The following is a 21701-nucleotide window of genomic DNA, read 5'->3' as shown; positions in this document are numbered from 1 at the left end:
AGGCGGCAGGTCAAGACCCTATGGAGGTATCGTTTCTTCTCAACGGAGAGACAGTCCTTGTCTCGCAACCCGCGACACGGACCCTACTCGATTGGCTGCGCGAAGATCGCAGTCTCTCAGGAACCAAAGAAGGCTGTAACGAAGGCGATTGTGGTGCCTGCACGGTCGTCGTGCAGGATGGCACCTCTGTGCGTGCCCTGAACGCCTGTATCCTGTTCCTGCCCCAACTAAACGGCAAAGCTGTCCGCACGGTCGAGGGCATCGGTAAAGACGGCCTGCACGCCGTTCAGCAGGCTTTGGTTGATCAACATGGCAGCCAATGCGGGTTCTGCACACCGGGGTTTGTCGCTTCCATGGTCGCGGGCCACGCCCAAGGTCGCACCGATCACGACACCGTTCTTGCGGGCAACCTCTGCCGCTGCACAGGCTATGCCCCAATCATCCGCGCCGCCCGTTCCGCCGAGGGTGCCGCCCTGCCAGAATGGTTGAAACAGGACGCAGAATGGGTCGCAGCACAGAAGCCGTCAGGCCCTGCGCCGAAAACCAGCGACGACCTCGCCGCGCTTTACCTCGCCAATCCTGACGCGACGCTCGTGGCGGGGGCAACGGATGTGGGGCTGTGGGTGACCAAACAGCTCCGCGATCTGGATCAGGTGATTTTCCTCAATCAATGCGACGACCTGAAAACCATAGAGGTCACTGACACCGCGATCCGCTTCGGCGCCGGTGTATCAATGACAGATGTTCGCGCCCTCGTGGCCGAACACCACCCCAGCTACGCAGAAATGATCCGCCGCTATGGGTCCGAACAGGTCCGCAACGCCGCCACAATCGGCGGCAATATCGCCAACGGGTCGCCGATCGGTGACAACCCGCCTGCCCTCATCGCGCTGGGCGCAACACTGCACCTGCGCAAAGGCGACACCCGCCGCGACCTGCCCATCGAAGACTTCTTTATCGACTACGGCAAACAGGACCGCGCAGCTGGCGAATTCGTCGAGGCCGTAACGATCCCGAAATCCGCCCCAGACCTGCGGTGTTACAAGCTCTCTAAACGGTTCAACCAAGACATCTCTGCCGTCTGCGGTTGCTTTAACATCACCGTCACCGATGGCACCGTAACAGCCGCACGCATCGCCTTTGGCGGGATGGCGGGAACGCCGAAACTGGCCAGCGCGACGATGTCTACACTGATCGGGCAACCGTGGACCGAGGCCACATTGGACGCCGCCTGCGATGCGCTTGCCATCGATTACAGCCCAATGTCCGATATGCGCGCCTCCGCCGCCTACCGACTAGAGGCCGCCAGAGGCATGCTGCGCCGTTATTTCGCGCAGTCTTTTGGCCTACCCACAAACGTGTTGGAGGTAGAGGTATGACCGTTCGCCAACCCCTCCCCCACGATAGCGGTCCGCTCCATGTCACTGGCTCTGCGCGGTATATCGACGACATCCCCACACCGCGTGATTGCTTGCATATTGCCTTTGGTCAGTCGCCCAAAGCACGCGGAACGATCACCTCGCTCGACCTTTCAGCCGTTAAATCAGCCACAGGTGTCGTCACCGTCCTCACCGCTGATGACCTGCCGTTTTCAAACGATGTCAGCCCGTCGATCCATGACGAACCCTTGCTCGCTGTTGGTCAGGTTCACTACGTCGGCCAACCGATTTTCATGGTCGTCGCCGATAGCCACCTGAACGCCCGCAAAGCGGCCCGTCTCGCAAAAATCGAAATCGCAGAAGAAAAACCGATCCTCTCGGTCGAAGACGCGATGGCGGCTGGTAGCTTCTTTGAAGGTGGGCCGCGCACGTGGTCCAAGGGCGATGCGAAGGCCGCGATTGAAAATGCCCCCCGCCGCCTGACTGGTCAGTTCGACATGGGTGGGCAGGAACATTTCTACCTTGAGGGTCAAGCGGCCCTCGCCCTCCCCCAAGATAACGGGGACATGGTCGTTCACAGTTCGACCCAGCACCCGACCGAAATCCAACACAAGGTCGCCGACGCGCTGGGCGTGCCGATGCATGCGGTCCGCGTGGAATGTCGTCGTATGGGCGGCGGCTTTGGCGGCAAAGAAAGCCAAGGCAACGCGCTCGCCGTTGCCACAGCCGTTGCAGCCCGTCTATCAGGCCGCGCTTGTAAAATGCGCTACGACCGCGACGACGATATGGTGATCACGGGCAAACGCCATGATTTTCGGATCGGCTATGAGGTCGGCTTTGACGACAAGGGTCGGATCAAAGGGATCGCCTTCACCCAGATCACCCGCGGTGGTTGGGCACAGGATTTAACGGGACCAGTCGCTGACCGTGCGATGCTCCATTCAGACAACGCCTATCTGCTGCCTCACGCGACCATCACATCCTATCGCCTGAAAACCAATATGCAGTCCGCAACTGCGTTTCGTGGCTTTGGTGGTCCGCAGGGTGTTCTGGGCATTGAACGCGTGATGGACCACATCGCCCATGACCTCGACATGGACCCCGTAGATGTGCGCCGCCTGAATTACTACGCCCCAGCCAAAGGGGCCGAAGCCAAAGCGATTGGCACAGGCAAACCCTTTGGGGCCGAGTTTTCACCCGAAACCCATCGGCCAGAGCCGAACACCACGCCCTATGGGATGGAGGTCAAAGATTTTCTCCTCCACTCCATGACGGAACGGCTGCTCGAAACGTCCGACTATAAAAACCGCAAGGCGCAGATCGCCGCGTGGAATGCGAACTCTCCTATCCTGAAACGTGGCATCGCGTTTAGCCCAGTGAAGTTCGGCATCTCCTTCACCCTCACCCACTTGAACCAAGCGGGCGCATTGGTCCACGTCTACCAAGACGGCTCCATCATGCTGAACCACGGCGGGACAGAGATGGGTCAGGGGTTGTTCCAGAAAATTGCCCAAGTCGCCGCCGCGCGGTTTGGCGTCTCAACGGAAACCGTCAAAATCACCGCGACCGATACCGCGAAGGTGCCCAACACCTCGGCCACCGCTGCCTCCTCTGGGTCCGACCTCAACGGCATGGCGGTCCTCGCCGCCTGCGATGCCATCCGCACCCGCATGGCAGAGTTCTTGGGCCAAGGCGCGTCCGTCACATTCGCGGACGGTATGGTCACGTGGGGCGGCCACTCCATCACCTTCGCTGAGGCCGCGATGCGGTGCTATCAGGCCCGCGTCGGACTATCCGCCACAGGGTTCTACAAAACCCCCGACCTCTCGTGGGACCGCGAGGCTGGCAAAGGGCGACCGTTCTTTTACTTTGCCCACGGTGCCTCTGTGACCGAAGTCGTCATCGACACGCTGACAGGTGAAAACCGTATCCTGCGGGCGGACGTTCTGCACGATGTCGGCGCATCGCTGAACCCCGCGCTGGACAAGGGCCAAGTCGAGGGCGGCTATGTCCAAGGTGCAGGTTGGCTCACCACCGAAGAACTGGTTTGGGATGACCATGGTCGGCTGCGCACCCACGCGCCCTCGACCTACAAAATCCCTGCCTGTTCCGACCGCCCGCCTGTGTTCAACGTAGACCTCGTCGACGGCGAAAACCCCGAAGCCACGATCTACAGGTCCAAAGCCGTGGGTGAACCGCCGTTCATGCTGGGCATCTCGGCCTTCCTTGCGCTCTCGGATGCTGTTGCCGCCTGCGGGGATCGCTATCCCGACCTCGACGCTCCCGCCACACCAGAGCGTATCCTCATGGCCGTGAAACGGGTGCAGGCGTGACGTTCGACCTGACATATCTGCGCAACTGCGCAGAGCGTGGCCCCTTTGCCCGCGTGCTCGTGACACGCACGGCGGGGTCGGTGCCGCGTGAGGCAGGAACCTCGATGGTCGTTTGGCAAGATAGGCAAGACGGCACCATCGGCGGTGGTCGGCTGGAATGGGACGCGGTGCGCGACGCCCGCGCTATGATCGGGCGCGGCGGGATCAGCGAACGGACTTACCCGCTTGGCCCTGAACTGGGGCAATGCTGCGGGGGTTCCGTGACCTTGGTGACTGAGGTTTTTGACGCGCAGTCGCTCCCCAGCAGCTTGCCCTACGCGCGACCCCTTCGCCCCGCATCGACGTTGCCCGCGAAAATCGCCAATCGGCTGACCACCATGCCACCACAACTGGTGCCCCTGATCATCGACGGCTGGCTGATTGAAACCGCCCCTGTCCAAACTCGTGACCTCTGGGTCTGGGGCGCTGGCCATGTTGGACGAGCGCTGGTCAATGTCCTCGCGCCGCTGCCCGACCTGTCGATCACGTGGATCGACATTGCGCGTGATCGGTTCCCCTACACAATCCCCGCAGGCGTGACAGAGGTCATCGCAGCAGAACCACCCGTCCTAGCCGCCCACGCCCCAAAATCGGCAGAGCACATCATCCTGACCCACAGTCACCAAATCGACCTCGACCTATGCCATGCGCTTTTGTCGCGCGGATTTTCTGCGCTTGGGCTCATCGGGTCGGCCACAAAATGGGCACGCTTCCGTAACAGACTGACATCATTGGGTCATTCACCTGCACAAATTTCGCGCATTGCCTGCCCAATAGGCGATCCGACGTTAGGAAAACACCCACAGGCGATTGCCTTGGGGGTTGCCACACGCCTGCTTGCGCGGGCAGATAGCGACCAAGACAAAGAAACGGGGACAACGTGACGCTTCTCGACCTACAGGGATTGACCAAAGCCTATCCAGGCGTCGTCGCCAACAGCGACATCAGTTTTGCCATTGGCAAAGGCCAAATCCACGCGCTCCTCGGTGAGAATGGCGCGGGCAAATCGACGCTCGTCAAAACGATCTACGGCCTCGTTCGCCCCGATGCTGGCACCATGACGCTAGAGGGTGCGCCCTTTACCCCAACTGATCCCCGCGCCGCACGCGCCGCTGGTATCGCTATGGTTTTCCAGCATTTTTCCCTGTTTGATGCATTGACCGTCGCGGAAAACATCGCCCTCGGTATGGAGAATCCGCCGAAACAACGCGAGCTCGCCCAGCGCATCCGCGAGGTATCGGAAAACTACGGCCTGCCCCTGTCGCCCGACCGCATCGTCGGTGATCTGTCGGCGGGTGAACGTCAGCGGGTCGAGATCATTCGCTGCCTGCTCCAAGACCCGAAACTCCTGATCATGGACGAACCGACCAGCGTTCTGACCCCTCAGGAGGTAGAGATTCTCTTTGGCACTCTCCGCCTTTTGGCGTCCGAGGGAACGTCGATCCTCTACATCTCGCACAAGCTCGAAGAAATCCGTGCGCTCTGCGAACACGCGACCGTTCTGCGTCTGGGCAAGGTCGTCGGCACCTGCGATCCCCGCGAAACCACCAGCCGCGATATGGCGGAACTGATGGTCGGCACCACGCTGATGACGCCGAAACGCGATGGCGAAGCACTGGGCGACGATGTTCTGGTGATCGAGGGCCTGACCGCCCCCGCCCCGCATCAATTCGGCACCGCCCTGAAAAACGTCTGCGTTTCTGTGAAATCAGGTGAAGTCCTCGGCATCGGTGGTGTTGCAGGCAACGGTCAGGACGAACTCGTCGCGGCGCTCTCTGGTGAAATGCCTGTCGACGCTGCGATGGTGGCGCTCGACGGTCAGGCCATTGGCGACCTCGACCCTAACACCCGCCGCAAAATCGGCCTCTGCGCCGCGCCCGAGGAACGCAACGGTCACGCCGCTGCCCCCGATATGACGCTCACAGAAAACGCGCTCATGACCGCGAAAACGCGGCTAGGCCTTTCGAAAAACGGCTTCCTTGATTGGCCGAGCGCCCGCGACTTTGCCCTCTCTGTAATCGAAGGCTTTGACGTGCGGACCCCTGGTCCAGAAACGGCTGCCCGTGCACTCTCTGGCGGCAACCTCCAGAAATTCGTGATCGGGCGGGAAATTCTACAAAAGCCGCGCGTTCTGGTCGTGAACCAGCCGACATGGGGCGTTGATGCCTCTGCCGCCGCTGCGATCCGTCAGGCGCTCTTGGACCTCGCGGGCGAAGGCTCTGCGGTGGTCGTTATCTCCCAAGACCTCGATGAGATTTTGGAAATCGCTGACCGTTTTGCTGCCCTGAACGAAGGCACCCTGTCCCCCGCCGTGCCTACCGCTGGCCTCACGATGGAGAGGATCGGTCTAATGCTCGGTGGCGCACATGATATGGAGGCCGCTCATGTTGAGGCTTGAGAAACGGCCACAGCCGTCGAAAAACTGGTCCTATGGCGCGCCACTCCTCGCTGTGGTGCTGACCATCATCCTCGGGATGGGGCTCTTCGCGATATTGGGCAAAGACCCCGTCATCGCGATCAAAACCATCTTCTGGGACCCGGTCTTTGGCCAGTTCGCGCATTTCTACCGCCCCGAGGTGGTGAAAAAGGCAGCACCCCTTGTGCTGATCGCCGTGGGCCTATCGTTCGGATTCCGTGCAGGCATCTGGAACATCGGTGCCGAGGGCCAATACATCATCGGTGCAATCTGCGGCGCTGGCGTGGCGCTGGCGGTCTACCCTTATGACACCCGCTGGGTTCTGTTCCCGCTGATGATTGTCGCGGGGGCCTTGGGTGGGTTCCTCTGGGCGATGATCCCCGCGCTCCTTCGTGTGTTTTTCAAAACCAACGAAATCCTTGTATCGCTCATGCTGGTCTATGTGGCCGAAGTGTTGATCAAGGCCTTCTCAATAGGCCTTTTACGCAACCCCGAAGGCTACGGCATGCCGGGCAGCCGCAACCTGCGCCAATATCCCGCCGCCGCAAACCTCGACCTGATCAGCGGGACGGGTTTCCACTGGGGCGCATTGACCGCCGTCTTTGCCGTGGTCGTGGCCTATGTCATGTTCACCCGTCACCAATTCGGCTTTAACGTCCGCCTCGCAGGGCAAAGCCCCCGTGCGGCTGGCTTTGCTGGCGTGAACGCGAACAAGCTGATCATTGTCTGCCTCGGCCTTTCTGGCGCAATGGCAGGCCTTGCAGGTTTGTTCGAGGTCGCTGGCCCCTCGGGTCAAATCCTCGGGTCGTTCCCGTCCTACTATGGCTTTACCGCGATTATCGTGGCCTTCCTCGGTCGTCTGAACCCCATCGGCATCCTGCTCGCAGGGCTGTTGATGGCGCTGACCTATATCGGGGGCCAAGCCGCCGAAGCACAACTGAACCTCCCCTCAGCCGCGATCCTGACGTTCCAAGGGATGCTGCTGTTCTGCCTCTTGGCCGTGGACGTTCTGACCAACTACCGTTTCAAAATCGGCAAGGCAGAGGTGCGCTAATGGATATCAACCCGATCCTCCTACTTGCGGCGCTGATGGTTGCGTCGACCCCGATCCTCTTGGCCGCAATTGGCGAATTGGTCGTCGAACGCTCTGGCGTCCTGAACCTCGGCGTTGAGGGCATGATGATCGTCGGCGCGGTCTGCGGCTATATCGCGGGCCATTCCAGCGGGAACCCCTACCTCGGTTTCGTCGGCGCTGCAGCGGCGGGCGCGGCTTTGTCGCTGATCTTTGCCGTGTTGACCCAGTTCCTGCTGACCAATCAGGTGGCAACGGGGCTGGGCCTGACGATGTTCGGTCTGGGCCTGTCATCGCTGATCGGTCAAGGCTCGAAAGGCTCACCCGACCTCACCGTTTCCAAGCTTCACATCCCGCTGCTCGCTGATATTCCTGTGATCGGCCCGATCCTGTTCCAGCACGATGTGATGGTCTACCTCAGCGTCGCCATCGTCGCCGGCGTCTGGGCCTTTCTCAAATACTCTCGCGCAGGTCTGATCCTGCGTGCCGTTGGCGAAAACCACGATGCCGCCCATGCGCTGGGATATAACGTTCGCGCCGTCCGCGTCCTCGCCATCATGTTCGGCGGCGCCTGTGCGGGCCTCGCGGGCGCCTACATCAGCCTCGTGCGCGTGCCCCAGTGGATCGACGGTATCACCGCTGGTGCGGGCTGGATCGCGCTCGCCATCGTCGTCTTTGCCAGCTGGAAGCCGTGGCGTTTGATCGCAGGTGCCTATCTTTTTGGCGGTGTGACTGTCCTTCAGCTTAACTTGCAGGCTGAGGGCTTGAAAATTCCTGTAGAATATCTGTCGATGGCACCATACCTCGCGACTATCGTCGTCCTCGTGATGATCCGCGCAGGACGTGCGCCCGCATCGCTGGGCAAATCTTTCCACCCCTCGACCTGAGGGACGAAAACTAACCGCCAGAGTCTGCTCTCTGGTCCAATTGGGAGAATACAATATGAAACGCAGAACGCTCCTTGCTACTGGTGCTGGTGCAGCAATGGCTGCAGCACTCGGCCTTCCGGCTCGCGCGCAGGACAAAACCAAAGTTGGCTTTATCTACGTCGGCCCGATCAATGACGGCGGCTGGACACAGCACCACCACCACTCCGCTATGGAAATGGTTCACCACTTCGGCGACGCGGTAGACTTCGTTTACCAAGAGAACGTCCCAGAAGGCCCTGACGCAGAGCGCGCTATCACACAGATGGCTCTCGGCGGTGCGGACATCATCTTTACCACCTCGTTCGGCTTCATGGACCCGACCATCAACGTCGCCGCGAACTTCCCTGATGTGAAATTCGAACACGCAACTGGCTACAAGCAAGCTGACAACGTGTCCGTTTACTCGGCTCGTTTCTACGAAGGCCGCGCGATCCAAGGCACCCTCGCTGGTCGCGTCACCAAGTCGAACAAAATCGGCTACATCGCGTCGGTTCCGATTCCAGAAGTTATCCGCGGTATCAACTCGGCTTACCTGCACGCGAAGAAGGTTAACCCTGACGTCGAATTCAAAGTCATCTGGATCTTCGAATGGCTGAACCCTGCGAAAGAAGCAGACGCTGCAAAAGCTCTGATCGAACAGGGCTGTGACGTTGTTCTTCAGCACACCGACTCCACCGCACCGCATCAGGCTGCAAAAGAAGCTGGCGGCGTTTACACCTTCGGTCAGGCTGCTGACATGGCTGAATACGGCCCGATGCCACGCATCTCGTCGATCATCGACAACTGGTCGCCCTACTACATCGAGCGCGTTCAGGCCGTCATCGACGGCACATGGTCGTCCGTGAACACTTGGGACGGTATCGGCGCTGGCATGGTCGGCATCGGTGAAATCTCTGACGCTGTTCCGGCAGAAGCCAAAGCAGAAGCAGAAGCCATGCGCGACGCGATCGCAGCGGGCACCTACCACCCGTTCACTGGCCCGATCAACAAACAAGACGGTTCGGCTTGGCTCGCTGAAGGCGAGATCGCCAATGACGGCGATTTGGCTGGTATGTTCTTCTTCGTCGAAGGAATCGAAGGCGATATCCCGTCCTAATCAGGCGATTTTCCTGAATTTGAGGGGGCGCTCAGGCGCCCCCTTTTTCGTTCCAGCACTCCGTGGCAGGGTCGCATCCGACAACGGCAGGAGAGTTTGATGATCGACTATCTGGTTATTGGCGGCGGCATTGCAGGGCTATCTGCGGGCGCAGGTTTAGCGCCTCACGGATCGGTCGTTCTGCTAGAGGCCGAAGACACATTGGGCCACCACACCTCTGGCCGCTCTGCCGCGCTCTATGAACCGAGCTACGGCAAACCCGCCGTTCAAGCCTTGGGCCGTGCGTCTTATGACGGGCTAAAGGACGCGGGCACTCTGTCCCCCCGTGGTGTGATGGTTGTCAGCCTTGCAGGGCAAGAAGCCGACTTCGAAGAGGACGTCGCCCACATGGGCCTCACTGAGGTCACATTGGACGAAGCCAAGGCCCTCTGCCCGATCCTCGACACTGATGCGATCACGCGGGCTGCTTACCTCGAGGCCGTCTATGACATCGACACCGATCTGTTGATGCAAACCTACGCAAAGGACATCCGCGCCAACGGTGGCCAAGTCCTCACCCGCCATCCTGTCACCGCAATCACCCGCACCGCTGACGGCTGGTCAGTGACCGCAGGCGGGACCGAGTTCACCGCGAAACACATCGTCAACGCCGCTGGCGCTTGGGTCGATAAGATCGCGGAAATGGCGGGCCTTGCCACAATTGGTTTCACCCCGCTTCGCCGTTCGATGGCCCGCATCCCTGCCCCCGATGGCATGGACCCAGCGACATGGCCGATGATCTTTGGTGCGGGCGAGGGTTGGTATATGAAACCCGACGCCGGTGCCCTGATCGTGTCACCTGCCGAAGAAGACCCGACCGAACCCCATGACGCATGGGCCGACGATATGGTCCTCGCCGAAGGGCTCGCGCGGTTCGAAGAAAACGTCACAATGGAGGTCACGCGCCTGATCGCAAACTGGGCGGGTCTGCGGACCTTCTCGCCAGACCGCGTTTTGGTCGTGGGGCCTGACCCCCTGGACGAGACGTTCTTTTGGTGCGGCGGGCAAGGTGGCTATGGGTTCATCACCGCCCCTGCCGTCCGTGATCTGGTCGAAGCCCTCGTGACAGGTCGCGATCCCATCATCGGGGCGGAACACATCCCTGCCCTATCACCAGTAAGATTCCGTTAACTAGTTGACAACTGTCAACAAATTGAAAGGGCGGCCATTTGGACCGCCCTTTTTTCGTTATCCGTCGATGCGGATATTTGCGTTTGTCGGATCGTAGGGGCTGTCCTCGACGATTGTCGCATCCCACAGCTCGCCCATGATCTTAACCTTGAGCTTCGTGCCAACTTCGGCCAGCGCAGGCTTCACATAGCCCATGCCGATTTGTTTGCCGAAGGCCACCGAATAACCGCCCGAGGTCAGACGACCAGCGTAGTTGCCGTCCAGATCGCGCAGCGCTTCTTTACCCCACGGATCAGCATCAGCCGGACCGTCGATCAGCAGAGTGACGCATTTCGAGCGAACGCCGATTTTTTCCATCGCTGCTTTGCCGTTGAACTCTTTACCAAGGTCAACAAAGCGGGGCAGGTCAGCTTCGATCGGGGTCGCATCACGGCCCAGTTCGGTGCCGAATGCGCGGTAGGATTTCTCCTGACGGAGCCAGTTCTGTGCACGGGCACCAACCAATTTACCGCCATGCTTCTCCATTGCAGGCATCAGAAGGTCCCACAGATAGTTCTGCATTTCGATCGGGTGGTGAAGTTCCCAACCCAGCTCACCCGTGTAAGCGACGCGGATCGCATTCACAGGGCACATGCCCAGTTCGATCTGACAAGCCGACAGCCAAGGGAAGCGTTTGTTCGACAGCGCGGTATCTGGATCGACGTCTTTGATGACTTCTTTCAGGATGTCGCGCGACTTCGGACCTGCGATTGCGAACACGCCCCACTGAGTGGTCACGTTCTGCATCTCGATACGGCCAAACTCGGCTTCTTTGTCTTCGATGCATTTCTTCAGGTAGTCCGCATCGTAGTCGGTCCATGCACCTGCGGACACCAGATAGTATTCGTCCTCAGACAGACGAACGATGGTGTATTCGGTGCGGGTGGTGCCAGCTTCGGTTAGTGCGTAGGTCAGGTTGATACGACCAACCTTCGGCAGTTTGTTGGTGGTGAACCAATCGAGGAACGCCGTCGCACCTGGGCCTTTGACGATGTGTTTGGTGAATGCGGTTGCGTCGATAAGACCAGCGGTTTCGCGAACGGCCTTGGCTTCGGCAACTGCGTATTCCCACCAAGTGCCACGGCGGAAGCTGCGGCTGTCGTGATCAAACGACGACGGTGCATCAACAGGGCCGTAGTAGTTCGGGCGTTCCCATCCGTTGACTTGGCCAAACTGCGCGCCGAGCTTTTTCTGGCGGTCGTAGACAGGCGAGGTGCGCAGCGGACGTGCAGCTTCGCGCTCTTCGTCTGGATGGTGGAGAATAAAGACGTGCTCGTAGCACTCTTCGTTCTTTTTCACCGCGTAATCGGTGGTCATCCACGAGCCGTAGCGTTTCGGGTCGAGCGACGCCATGTCGATCTCGGCTTCGCCGTTTACCATCATCTGAGCGAGGTAGTAGCCGGTGCCGCCTGCAGCAGTGATACCGAAGGAGAAACCTTCAGCCAGCCACATGTTGCGCAGACCCGGAGCTGGACCAACGAGCGGGTTGCCATCCGGCGTGTAGCAGATCGGACCGTTGAAGTCGTCCTTGAGACCAACAGTCTCGGAGGTCGGAATACGGTGGATCATCGCCATGTATTCTTCTTCGATACGCTCAAGGTCGAGCGGGAAGAGGTCCGCACGGAAGCTATCTGGAACGCCGTATTGGAAACGTGCAGGTGCGCCGCGCTCATATGGGCCGAGGATCCAGCCGCCGCGCTCTTCGCGGACATACCATTTCGCGTCAGCGTCACGCAGAACTGGGTGCTCTGCACCACCGTTTGCACGGTATTCAACCAGCGCCGGATCGGGCTCGGTCACGATGAACTGGTGTTCAACAGGGATCGCAGGGATTTTGATGCCCAAGAGTTTCGCAGTGCGCTGTGCGTGGTTGCCCGTTGCGGTCACAACGTGATCTGCGTGGATCACTGTGGTTTCTTCGGTCGCAACGAGGTTGCCGCCGCGCTCACCCATTTTGGTGACCGTTACTTCCCAGTGGTCGCCGGTCCATTTGTAGCCGTCAACCTGCCACTTACGTTCGATGATCACGCCGCGCTGACGGGCACCCTTTGCCATCGCCATGGTGACGTCAGCAGGGTTGATGTAACCGTCTTGCGGGTGGAACAGCGCGCCCTTGAGGTCGTCAGTGCGGACCAGCGGCCACCGCTCTTTGATCTCATTCGGGGTGAGGAATTCGTGGTAAACGTCTGCGGTTTCCGCAACAGACGAATAGAGCATGTATTCGTCCATACGCTCTTGGGTCTGGGCCATACGCAGGTTGCCGCAGATCGAGAAACCAGCGTTCAGGCCAGTTTCCGCCTCAAGCGATTTATAGAAATCTACCGAGTATTTGTGGATGTGAGTCGTCGCAAACGACATGTTGAACAGCGGCAGCAGACCGGCAGCGTGCCATGTCGAGCCTGAGGTCAGTTCGTCACGCTCCAAGAGCATGACATCTTCCCAGCCAGCTTTGGCAAGGTGGTAAGCAATCGAGGTACCGACGGCACCACCGCCGACGACTAGGGCACGAACATGGGTTTTCATTTGGCGACTCCATTTGGACTTGGCGTCACTTTTGCCCGAAACTCGCAGGCCATAACGGAACCAGACGACATACGACTGTCCAAAACCGACAGCCCGAAAACAAAGCGCCGCCCCTGATCACAGGAACGGCGCGTCGATCACTGACAAAGGGAAGTAACTCAGTGACCAAAATCTGCGGGTGAAAGTTCGCCATCACCCGAGGTGTCGAGTTCTGCAAAGAGGCGTTCGGTCGCAGCGGTCCACTCCTCTGCGCTGATCGCGCCATCGCCGTTGGTATCGGCATATTCGGCTGTCATCGTTGCGTGAATTTTCGCCCCCGGACCACCCGCACCATGACCACCACCGTGATTTGCTTCCATCGCAGAGGCGACAGTTGCGTCCATGTTGGCTTGTTCTTCGGCGTCGATGCTGCCGTCTTCGTTCAGGTCGAACATGTAAAACTGATCACCGCGACGGGCATGGAAATCTTCGATGGTGACAGCGCCAGATGCGTCCACATCCCATTCGTTCATGAACTCTGCCATCGGCCCTTGGGCGAATGCGGCGGTTGCTGTTCCAGCGAAAAGGACAAATCCAAGGGTTGCGGCTTTCATATTATCATATCCTGATTTTGTTATGTTTTATATTTGGAGTTTTTAATTCGGGATTACTAGCCCCTAAACACGGACAGGTTGTCGCAGGAAAAGTGAATAACTGTCCGACCTTGGGTCACCGTTAGCGTTATTCCCCCTCTCCGCCGCTTGCCGCAGTTCGGCAGGGGGGCTACACATTCGCAGCACACCTTGGGAGGGGACATGATTATCTGTCGAACCATTGCAGAGGTCCGCGCTGTCGTTCGTGATTTGCGCCTATCTGGGCAGACCGTTGGCTTTGTTCCGACGATGGGTGCGCTGCACGCTGGACACATGTCATTGGTCGCTGCGGCGAAGGCTGAAAACGACGCCGTGATTACATCGATTTTCGTGAACCCGACGCAGTTCGGACAGCAAGCTGACCTCGACAAATACCCCCGCACCGAAGAGGCCGATTGCGCGATGCTCGAGGCTGCGGGCGTAGCTGCCGTCTTTATGCCGACGGTCGAAATCATGTATCCTGATGGGGCCGAAACCATCGTTGAGACGACAAAGCTCGCCAATATGCTGCACGGGCTGGTGCGCCCTGGTCACTATCGCGGGGTCTGCACGGTGGTGACAAAACTCTTCAATATCGTCGGCGCGGATCGGGCCTATTTTGGCGAAAAGGACTACCAGCAATTGCAGGTCATCCGCCGCATGGCGCGTGATCTGGATGTCCCGACAGAGGTCTGCGGTGTCCCCACCGTGCGCGAGGCAGATGGGCTGGCCATGTCGTCCCGCAACGTCCGTCTCACGCCAGAAGATCGCAGCGCCGCCGTTGTCCTGAACCGTTCGTTGATCGCCGCAGAAACCGCCGCCCGAACTGGCGCGACGGTAGAGGCGATTGCCCAGACGATCCGTGATACCATCGAAACCGAACCTCGGGCCCGCGATCCGCATGTGGACATCGTGCAGGCCCTCACGCTCGCCCCCGTTTCCGGTCGCCCATCGGGCACCATCGGGATCATGATTTCGGCCGCTTTTGGCCCCGTAGACGACCCTGTCCTGCTTATTGACCAGAGGGAGATCACCCTATGAGCACCCAAACTGAAACCATCCGCCGTATCACCGTGCCGCAAATCGCACGTCGCAAAGGCGGTGAGCCGATTGTGTCGCTGACCTCGTATCACGCGCATACAGCGGCGATCGTCGATAAGTTCGCAGATTTCATTCTGGTGGGCGATAGCCTTGGCATGGTGATGCATGGGATGGAATCGACGGTGGGCGTGCCTCTTGATCTGATGATCATGCACGGCAAGGCTGTTGTGCGCGGCACCAAACGGGCGCTGATCGTCGTGGATATGCCCTTTGGCACCTATGAGGAAAGCCCGAACATGGCATTCCGCAATGCGGCCAAAATCATGAAAGAGACAGGCTGTGGCGCGGTGAAACTTGAGGGCGGCAAACGGATGGCAGAGACCATTCGGTTCCTCATTGAGCGCGGCATTCCCGTGATGGCGCATATCGGCCTCACACCGCAGTCGTCGCATGTCATGGGCGGGTTCAAAACCCAAGGCCGTGAGGAAGACAGCTGGCCGCTCCACGAAGAGGACGCCCGCGCTGTGACCGAGGCTGGTGCATTTGCCGTCGTGCTGGAAGGCATGGTCGAGCCGCTCGCCGCGAAGATCACCAAACAAATCGATATTCCGACCATCGGCATTGGCGCTTCGGCTGATTGTGACGGGCAGATCCTAGTGCTCGAAGATATGCTGGGTCTGAACCCGTGGACGCCAAAGTTCGTTAAGGTCTACGGCCAGCTCGGCCCGATGATCGAAGATTCGGTGCGACGCTATGCAGAGGACGTGAAATCCCGTGCCTTCCCGACCGAGGACGAGGTTTACCGTTAATCCACGGCTCTCACGCCATAGGTCTTGAACGCCTGCCGCACCTGCTCTGCCTCGGTTCTATCGGGGTAGTGCTGGTAGCTGGGCGCTACTATGGGTGACACGCGGACGGCATCCACACGGATCAACCCGCGCAATGGGAACGCTGTTCCGATCATCGCTTTGATCGGGCCGCCGATGGCGTCGAACTCTGGCTCCTCGGGCAGGATCAACCGCGCGTCCCCAACGACCTTGTAGCCCTTTTGGCGGAACACATCGATAAAGCTGACGCAGACCTTTGAATTTTCGGCGATATTTCGGCGTGATATCGGACTTGCGATCTCTGCGATCAGCAAGGTCACGTCATCGATGGCGCAGAATATTTCTTTGGGGCTGACGTTAGGCTGGCCGTCCGCATCAACGGTGGCGAGCCAACATAGGACAGACCGATCGACAGCCTGACGCACTTCTCCGGTGAACATCGTGCTCCTCCTCTCAAAGGACCATGTTCAACGAAGCTAATCCAAATTCACGGTAGGTAAAGAGAGGTTACACCATCCACGGAAGAACCTGATCCGGCGGACGGTGCCCATCGGCAAAGGTATGCGCGTTAAGGATCACCCGCTCGCCCATCTCGATACGCCCCTCAACCGTGGCCGACCCCATATGCGGCAAGAGCACCACATTCGGCAGCTTACGCAGACGTGGGTTCACTTCGGTCCCGTGTTCAAACACATCGAGGCCAGCGCCCGCGATTTCACCCGTGCGCAGCATCCGTGTCAGCGCGTTTTCGTCGATCACTTCACCGCGCGACGTGTTCACAATCACCGCTGACGGCTTCATCAGTTTCAGACGGCGGGCGTTCATCAAATGGAACGTCCCCGGCGTATGCGGACAGTTGATCGAGATGATGTCCATCCGCGCGACCATCTGGTCGAGGCTATCCCACCACGTCGCATTCAGCGCCTGTTCCGTTTCCGGACGCAGACGGCGACGGTTGTGGTAATGCACTGACATACCAAAAGCCGCAGCCCGGCGGGCCACCGCCTGCCCGATCCGCCCCATTCCGAGGATACCGAGTTTCCGTCCCGCAATCCGACCGCCAAGCATGGCCGTCGGTGACCAGCCCGTCCAATCCCCTTCTTGCATTTTGGTCATGCCTTCGGGGATGCGGCGCACGACCGAGAGGATCAGCGCCATCGTCATATCTGCGGTATCTTCGGTCATCACGCCCGGCGTGTTCGTGACCATAATCCCACGATCACGGGCCGCCTCAACATCGATATGATCGACCCCTGCCCCATAGTTCGCAATCAAACGCAGCCGACCGTTGGAGGCATCCATGACGTCTGCGTCGATCTTATCAGTCAATGTGGGGACCAGAACATCCGCCTGAGGGACCAAGGCCAAGAGCTCTTCACGGGTCATGCGGGTATCGTCATCCCGCAGACGCGCATCGAATAGCTCTTTCATGCGGGTCTCAACGACATCGGGCAACCGTCGCGTGACGACAACACTCAGTTGTTTACCGGCCATTTGCCCCCTCCGTGACTTTCCTTCAGGCGTTCTTAGTGGCAGATTGCCCGTATGATCGACGCGATACAAGAGCGGCCAAACGCCCATCGCGTCTAAACAGGCAAACAGGTGGTAAGATGCGTTCTTTTCTGCGGTCCCTTACGGTGGTTATCGCACTCATCGGTGGTGTTTTGCCTGCCATCGCAGAAAAAAACGAAACCGCAGAGGATCAGACAGAGCTTCGCACGGGTCCCGTGACGGGTTTGCCTTTGCCCCGTTTTGTGTCGCTCAAGGCGAATGAGGCCAACGTGCGCCGTGGGCCATCAACCTCTCACCGCATCGATTGGGTCTTTGCGCGCCGCGACATGCCGCTGCAGGTGACTGCCGAATATGAAAACTGGCGTCGTGTGGTCGATCGTGACGGATTGGGCGGTTGGGTCCACTATATCATGCTGTCTGGCGTGCGGACGGTGATCATCGACACCGACATGCAGCCGCTCTACGCACGCCAAGACGAATCCAGCCCCCAAGAAGCGATCCTCGAAGCGGGCGTCGTCGCGCGGATCGAAGAATGCACCCTGAACTGGTGCCAGTTGAGCACCGCTGGTTATAAAGGCTGGGCACCGAAATCGGCGATTTGGGGTGTTGGCGCGGACGAAGTGCTCGACTAAACAGGACGGCCTAACGCAAGGGGGGCCCGCATGACGACTTCTGGTAACAAGCTGAACCTCTCTGCGGGTGTGTTTTCAGTCATCGTCGCGATTACGCTGGTGCTTGCAAAGATGTGGGCGCTCTGGGCGACAGGGGCGTTGTCCATTGCGGCAACGCTGGCGGACAGTGCGTTGGATTTGTTGATGTCGATGGGTGGCTTGGCGGCTATCGCCTATGCAGCCAAACCCGCAGACGACGATCACACCTTTGGGCATACCTCTGCCGAAGACCTCGCCGCGCTGGGTCAGTCCCTTTTCATCATCGTCTCTGCCGCCGCCATTTTGGGCGCTGCGGTGTTGCGATTGTCCCAACCTGACTCGGCTCATATCTCCTCGGAGTCAGCAGGCGTTGTCGTGATGGCGCTGTCGATCGTGCTGACCCTGATGCTGGTCGCATGGCAGCGCTACGTCGCCCGCAAAACAGGGAGCCGCGTGGTCGCCGCCGATAGCCTCCATTACATTGGCGATTTGATCCCTGGGATTGGCGCGATTGTGGCGCTTTGGCTCAATGCGAATTTCGGCTGGGGCTGGGTGGATAGCGCTGTGGCGATCGTCGCGGCGTTGATCATGTTCCACGGCGCGCTAAAGATCGGCAAAGGCGCATGGGACGCCCTAATGGACCGTGCAGCAGATGACGAAATCATCGCCTCTATCGCGGACATCGCGGGTAACTTCGACGGGGTTCACGGGTTTCACGACCTCAAAACCCGCCAAGCAGGGAGCCGCGTTTTCGTGAACCTTCATATCGAATTGGACGGATCGCAGACGCTGGAAGAGGCGCATAGCATCGGTGCCGCGCTTCGTCGTGCCATTGTTGCAAAGCACACCAATGCAGACGTTCTGATCCACAAGGACCCCGTCGGGGTCGAACCCCACCCCGACGACGCGCGCTATTCCTAATTCCGCGTTAGCACGTTCACAGGCAGCAAAAGCCCCTGACCAATCGCATCGAACACGAATGTCCCTGCCGTCGCGAGGTCGGTGCGTCCGCTCGCCTGCCCTTCGAGGGCGGTATAGAGCGTGGCGAGGTTGATGTAGCGGCTATGACGCAGCGGATCAGATTCCACGGAACTCACGTCGATAATCCGAATGTTAAAATCCTCAGCGACCGAGGCCACCTCTGGATCGCTCACGTCCAATGCCCCGAGCCGAGGCCGACCGCCGCCAACGCGGGATGACAGCAATAAGGCGCGATCATCAGGTGACACGAGGACTGACAAGGGTTCGCGCATTTCGCCGATGACCTCCATCTGGCGACGGAAGAGGAACAGATCGACATCGGGCGCAGCGAGAACCACCGACAACTTATCCAATGTCGATTGCTTGCCTTCGAGCTTGAGCGTCCGCATCGCCTCCATCGTGAGGAAACCACCCATGGAGTGGGCAAAGATCAACGTTTTACCGTTCCGTTTAACGATATCGTCCATCAGTTCGGCCAACGGCTCGCGCGAGAAAATCGCGGCCTGACGGTCGCCGATATATTCGAGCGGTCGCCCGTTCGACGGCCATGCAAAGAGGATCGGTGCGTTGTTACCGCCCGCATCCGCAGTCAATTGGGCAAGGCGGAACAGCGCCTCTTGATACCGCTGGTTAAAGCCGTGGACAAAAATACCGACCTCACCAGACCCATTGGATCGGTTGCGGGCGATGACCTCGCTCAGGAAATCTGGCCGCTCCATAATTCCGCTGTCGACGACAACGAATTGCTTGGACGGATCGGGCGTACGGCTGGGCCATGTCACCTGCCCTGCCCGACGGTGCGGCGGCACCGAAATATCGTAATAGCGATAGGCGAGTTCAAAGCTCGGCGTGTTGTCGAACCCAAGCAGTGGCGCCTCGTCCGCTGTGCGTGTGGTGACCGCGTAGATACGGATCACCTTGGCCCCGTCCGCAACGTCGGGGATCGGGGTCAGCACCTCTGGCCCCGGGCGACCTGAACAGGCCGCGACGAGGCAGAGCATTACAAAACTGAGCCAAATGCGGCGGAGCATCACGCGACTTCGAGCAAACCACGGCCTTGAAGCAGCGCTTCAACACCCGGAAGCCGTCCACGGAAACGGGTGTAAAGTTCTGCCGCATCCACAGTTCCCCCGACCGAGAGGATATGCGCCTCAAGCGCTTTAGCGGTTTCAGGGTCAAAGGCATCGCCTTTTTCCTCGAACGCGGCAAACGCATCGGCATCCATGACCTCGGACCACATGTAGCTGTAGTAGCCGCTGGAATAGCCGTCGCCGCTGAACACGTGGGCGAAATGCGGGGTGGCGTGGCGCATACGGATCGCACGGGGCATGCCGATAGCCTCTAGCACTTCGGCCTGTTTCTGCATCGGATCAGCGGGCGGGGTGCCGAGGTGGAATTCGAGGTCCACAATGGCAGAAGCCACATATTCGACCGTCTGGAATCCCATGTCATAGGTCGCAGCGCCCAGCACCTTTTGCAGAAGTTCCGCAGGCATCGACTCTCCTGCCGCGTTGACCGCAAATTCGGCCAGCACCTCTGGCACGTCGAGCCAGTGTTCATAAAGTTGGCTGGGCAGTTCGACGAAATCGCGGGCTACGGATGTGCCCGACATGGAATCGTAGGTCACATTCGACAGCATTTGGTGCAGCGCGTGGCCGAATTCGTGGAATAGGGTGCGGGCATCGTCATAGGACAACAGCGCGGGCTGCCCCTCAGCTGGTTTGGCAAAGTTGCAAACGTTGATCACAATGGGGCGCACATCACCGTCGAGTTTATTCTGACTGCGCATCGCGGAACACCACGCGCCAGAGCGTTTGGACCCACGGGCAAAGTAGTCGCCCATAAAGAGCGCGATATGTTCGCCATTGCGTGTCACCTCGAACAGACGCACGTCGGGATGATACTGCGGCCCTTCTGTCGGTTTGAACTCTAGGCCGAACAGGCGATTGGCGCAGGCAAAGGCGGCATCAATCATGCGGTCGAGTTGGAAATATGGTTTGACATCGGCCTCATCGAGATCATGCTCGGCCTTGCGACGAATGGCGGAATAATAGTGCCAGTCCCATGCCTCGAGCGGGCCTTGGTGACCGTCATTGTGGAGCATGTTTTCGAGAATTTGCGCATCCGCTTCGGCGCGGGATTTCGCGGGGCCCCAGACATCCATCAACAAACCGCGCACCGCGTCAGGCGTGCCCGCCATTTCGGTTTCGAGTTTGTAATGGGCGAAGTCCTCGTAGCCGAGCAGTTTGGCGCGTTCAGACCGGAGGGCCAGAATTTCGGCCGCAATCGCACGGTTATCCGTTTCGCCACCATTGGCGCCACGAGCGGTCCAAGCCTCATAGGATTTGCGGCGCAGATCGCGGTTCGGGCAGGTTTGCAAGAACGGCACGATGACAGAGCGGGACAGGGTAACGACGGGGCCGTTCTGGCCCTTGTCTTTGCCAGCGGCGCGCAGGGCCGACACCACATAGTCAGGCAGTCCGTTCAGGTCGGTTTCAGCCAGCGGCATGAACCACGACCGTTCGTCGGCCAAAAGGTTCTGGGTGAACTGCGTGCCCAAAACAGAGAGACGCGATTTCACTTCGGTCAGACGGTCGGCCTCTGCGCCCTTGAGCTTGGACCCTGCGCGGACAAACCCACGATACGACAGATAGAGCAGACGCGCCTGTTCGTCGTTCAGACCCAAATCGTCCCGCTGCTCCCATAGGGTTTCCACGCGGGCAAAGAGCGCCTCGTTGGTGGTGACTTCGGACCAGAAGGCCGACATTTTCGGCGCAAATTCCCGCATCAATGCCTCGCGCGCGGGGTTCGCATCGGCACCAGCGAGCGCGTAAAACGCCCCCATCACACGGTCGAGCGTGGCTGTCGTGCGCTCCATCGCCTCAACCGTATTGGCAAAGGTGATCTCTGGCTCAGACACAATCGCTGCATAATTCGCCCGCGCCTCGGCCAAGGCAGCATCAACCGCAGGCGCGAAGTCATCGTCGGAAATCGCGTCAAAGGGCGGCAAGCCAAAGGGGGTGGACCAATCGTTTAGCAGCGGGTTTGTCATCGGGTTCTCCTATACTTGGGCAGAGTCTAGG

General features: G+C 59.4%; 18 protein-coding genes. 12 read left to right on the top strand and 6 right to left on the bottom strand.

Features of this window, described 5'->3' with window-relative positions; translation table 11 throughout:
- Positions 1–20: 20 nt before the first annotated feature.
- The 8 genes from xdhA (at position 21) to QWY83_RS13015 (ending at position 10434) form a co-directional block, all read left to right on the top strand.
- Entirely contained in the window at positions 21–1379 is a 1359-nt protein-coding gene (gene xdhA / locus QWY83_RS13050) for a xanthine dehydrogenase small subunit (RefSeq protein WP_249947065.1), read from the top strand.
- Complete coding sequence (gene xdhB, locus QWY83_RS13045; protein WP_249947034.1) at positions 1376–3712, top strand: xanthine dehydrogenase molybdopterin binding subunit; 2337 nt, start codon at positions 1376–1378, stop codon at positions 3710–3712. The genes xdhA and xdhB overlap by 4 nt, the downstream gene beginning before the upstream one ends.
- Positions 3709–4635: a xanthine dehydrogenase accessory protein XdhC gene (gene xdhC, locus QWY83_RS13040; protein ID WP_249947033.1), complete on the top strand. Its 927-nt coding sequence runs from the start codon at positions 3709–3711 to the stop codon at positions 4633–4635. The genes xdhB and xdhC overlap by 4 nt, the downstream gene beginning before the upstream one ends.
- Entirely contained in the window at positions 4632–6149 is a 1518-nt protein-coding gene (locus QWY83_RS13035) for an ABC transporter ATP-binding protein (RefSeq protein ID WP_249947032.1), read from the top strand. Before xdhC ends, QWY83_RS13035 begins: the two co-directional genes overlap by 4 nt.
- Positions 6136–7221, top strand: coding sequence for an ABC transporter permease (locus QWY83_RS13030; RefSeq protein ID WP_105234348.1), 1086 nt, complete (start codon positions 6136–6138; stop codon positions 7219–7221). Before QWY83_RS13035 ends, QWY83_RS13030 begins: the two co-directional genes overlap by 14 nt.
- Positions 7221–8126, top strand: coding sequence for an ABC transporter permease (locus QWY83_RS13025; RefSeq protein ID WP_249947031.1), 906 nt, complete (start codon positions 7221–7223; stop codon positions 8124–8126). The genes QWY83_RS13030 and QWY83_RS13025 overlap by 1 nt, the downstream gene beginning before the upstream one ends.
- 55 nt (positions 8127–8181) lie before the next feature.
- Complete coding sequence (locus QWY83_RS13020) at positions 8182–9264, top strand: BMP family ABC transporter substrate-binding protein (RefSeq protein ID WP_249947030.1); 1083 nt, start codon at positions 8182–8184, stop codon at positions 9262–9264.
- A 99-nt stretch (positions 9265–9363) separates the two neighbouring features.
- Positions 9364–10434 carry an NAD(P)/FAD-dependent oxidoreductase gene (locus QWY83_RS13015; protein WP_249947029.1) on the top strand — a complete coding sequence of 357 codons (1071 nt, stop codon included), beginning with the start codon at positions 9364–9366 and terminating at the stop codon, positions 10432–10434.
- A gap of 57 nt (positions 10435–10491) precedes the next feature.
- Here the strand turns inward: QWY83_RS13015 and QWY83_RS13010 are convergent, their stop codons facing one another.
- Positions 10492–12996: a GcvT family protein gene (locus QWY83_RS13010; protein WP_249947028.1), complete on the bottom strand. Its 2505-nt coding sequence runs from the start codon at positions 12994–12996 to the stop codon at positions 10492–10494.
- A 158-nt stretch (positions 12997–13154) separates the two neighbouring features.
- Entirely contained in the window at positions 13155–13589 is a 435-nt protein-coding gene (locus tag QWY83_RS13005) for an EF-hand domain-containing protein (RefSeq protein ID WP_249947027.1), read from the bottom strand.
- A gap of 201 nt (positions 13590–13790) precedes the next feature.
- On the opposite strand from QWY83_RS13005, the gene panC reads away from it, so the two are divergent.
- Positions 13791–14648: a pantoate--beta-alanine ligase gene (gene panC, locus QWY83_RS13000; RefSeq protein WP_249947026.1), complete on the top strand. Its 858-nt coding sequence runs from the start codon at positions 13791–13793 to the stop codon at positions 14646–14648.
- Complete coding sequence (gene panB, locus QWY83_RS12995; protein ID WP_249947025.1) at positions 14645–15457, top strand: 3-methyl-2-oxobutanoate hydroxymethyltransferase; 813 nt, start codon at positions 14645–14647, stop codon at positions 15455–15457. The genes panC and panB overlap by 4 nt, the downstream gene beginning before the upstream one ends.
- Here panB and QWY83_RS12990 read toward each other — a convergent pair.
- Both QWY83_RS12990 and QWY83_RS12985 read right to left on the bottom strand, forming a co-directional pair.
- Complete coding sequence (locus QWY83_RS12990) at positions 15454–15915, bottom strand: pyridoxamine 5'-phosphate oxidase family protein (RefSeq protein ID WP_249947024.1); 462 nt, start codon at positions 15913–15915, stop codon at positions 15454–15456. The two genes, panB and QWY83_RS12990, sit on opposite strands and share 4 nt — an antisense overlap.
- 67 nt (positions 15916–15982) lie before the next feature.
- Entirely contained in the window at positions 15983–16969 is a 987-nt protein-coding gene (locus tag QWY83_RS12985) for a 2-hydroxyacid dehydrogenase (protein ID WP_249947023.1), read from the bottom strand.
- 116 nt (positions 16970–17085) lie between these two features.
- Between QWY83_RS12985 and QWY83_RS12980 the strand changes: the two genes are divergently transcribed.
- Complete coding sequence (locus QWY83_RS12980) at positions 17086–17619, top strand: SH3 domain-containing protein (protein ID WP_249947022.1); 534 nt, start codon at positions 17086–17088, stop codon at positions 17617–17619.
- Between the two features lie 30 nt (positions 17620–17649).
- Positions 17650–18558 (top strand): cation diffusion facilitator family transporter, encoded by a 909-nt coding sequence (locus QWY83_RS12975; RefSeq protein WP_249947021.1) that lies wholly within the window; start codon positions 17650–17652, stop codon positions 18556–18558.
- On the opposite strand, the gene QWY83_RS12970 is transcribed toward QWY83_RS12975, so the two are convergent.
- Both QWY83_RS12970 and QWY83_RS12965 read right to left on the bottom strand, forming a co-directional pair.
- Positions 18555–19649 carry an alpha/beta hydrolase gene (locus QWY83_RS12970; RefSeq protein ID WP_249947020.1) on the bottom strand — a complete coding sequence of 365 codons (1095 nt, stop codon included), beginning with the start codon at positions 19647–19649 and terminating at the stop codon, positions 18555–18557. The two genes, QWY83_RS12975 and QWY83_RS12970, sit on opposite strands and share 4 nt — an antisense overlap.
- Positions 19649–21670, bottom strand: coding sequence for a M3 family metallopeptidase (locus QWY83_RS12965; RefSeq protein ID WP_249947019.1), 2022 nt, complete (start codon positions 21668–21670; stop codon positions 19649–19651). Before QWY83_RS12965 ends, QWY83_RS12970 begins: the two co-directional genes overlap by 1 nt.
- Positions 21671–21701 lie beyond the last annotated feature (31 nt).

Source organism: Marivivens donghaensis (assembly GCF_030410045.1).
In the GTDB taxonomy this organism is placed as follows: domain Bacteria; phylum Pseudomonadota; class Alphaproteobacteria; order Rhodobacterales; family Rhodobacteraceae; genus Marivivens; species Marivivens donghaensis.
This window is presented reverse-complemented; position numbering and strand designations above follow the sequence as displayed.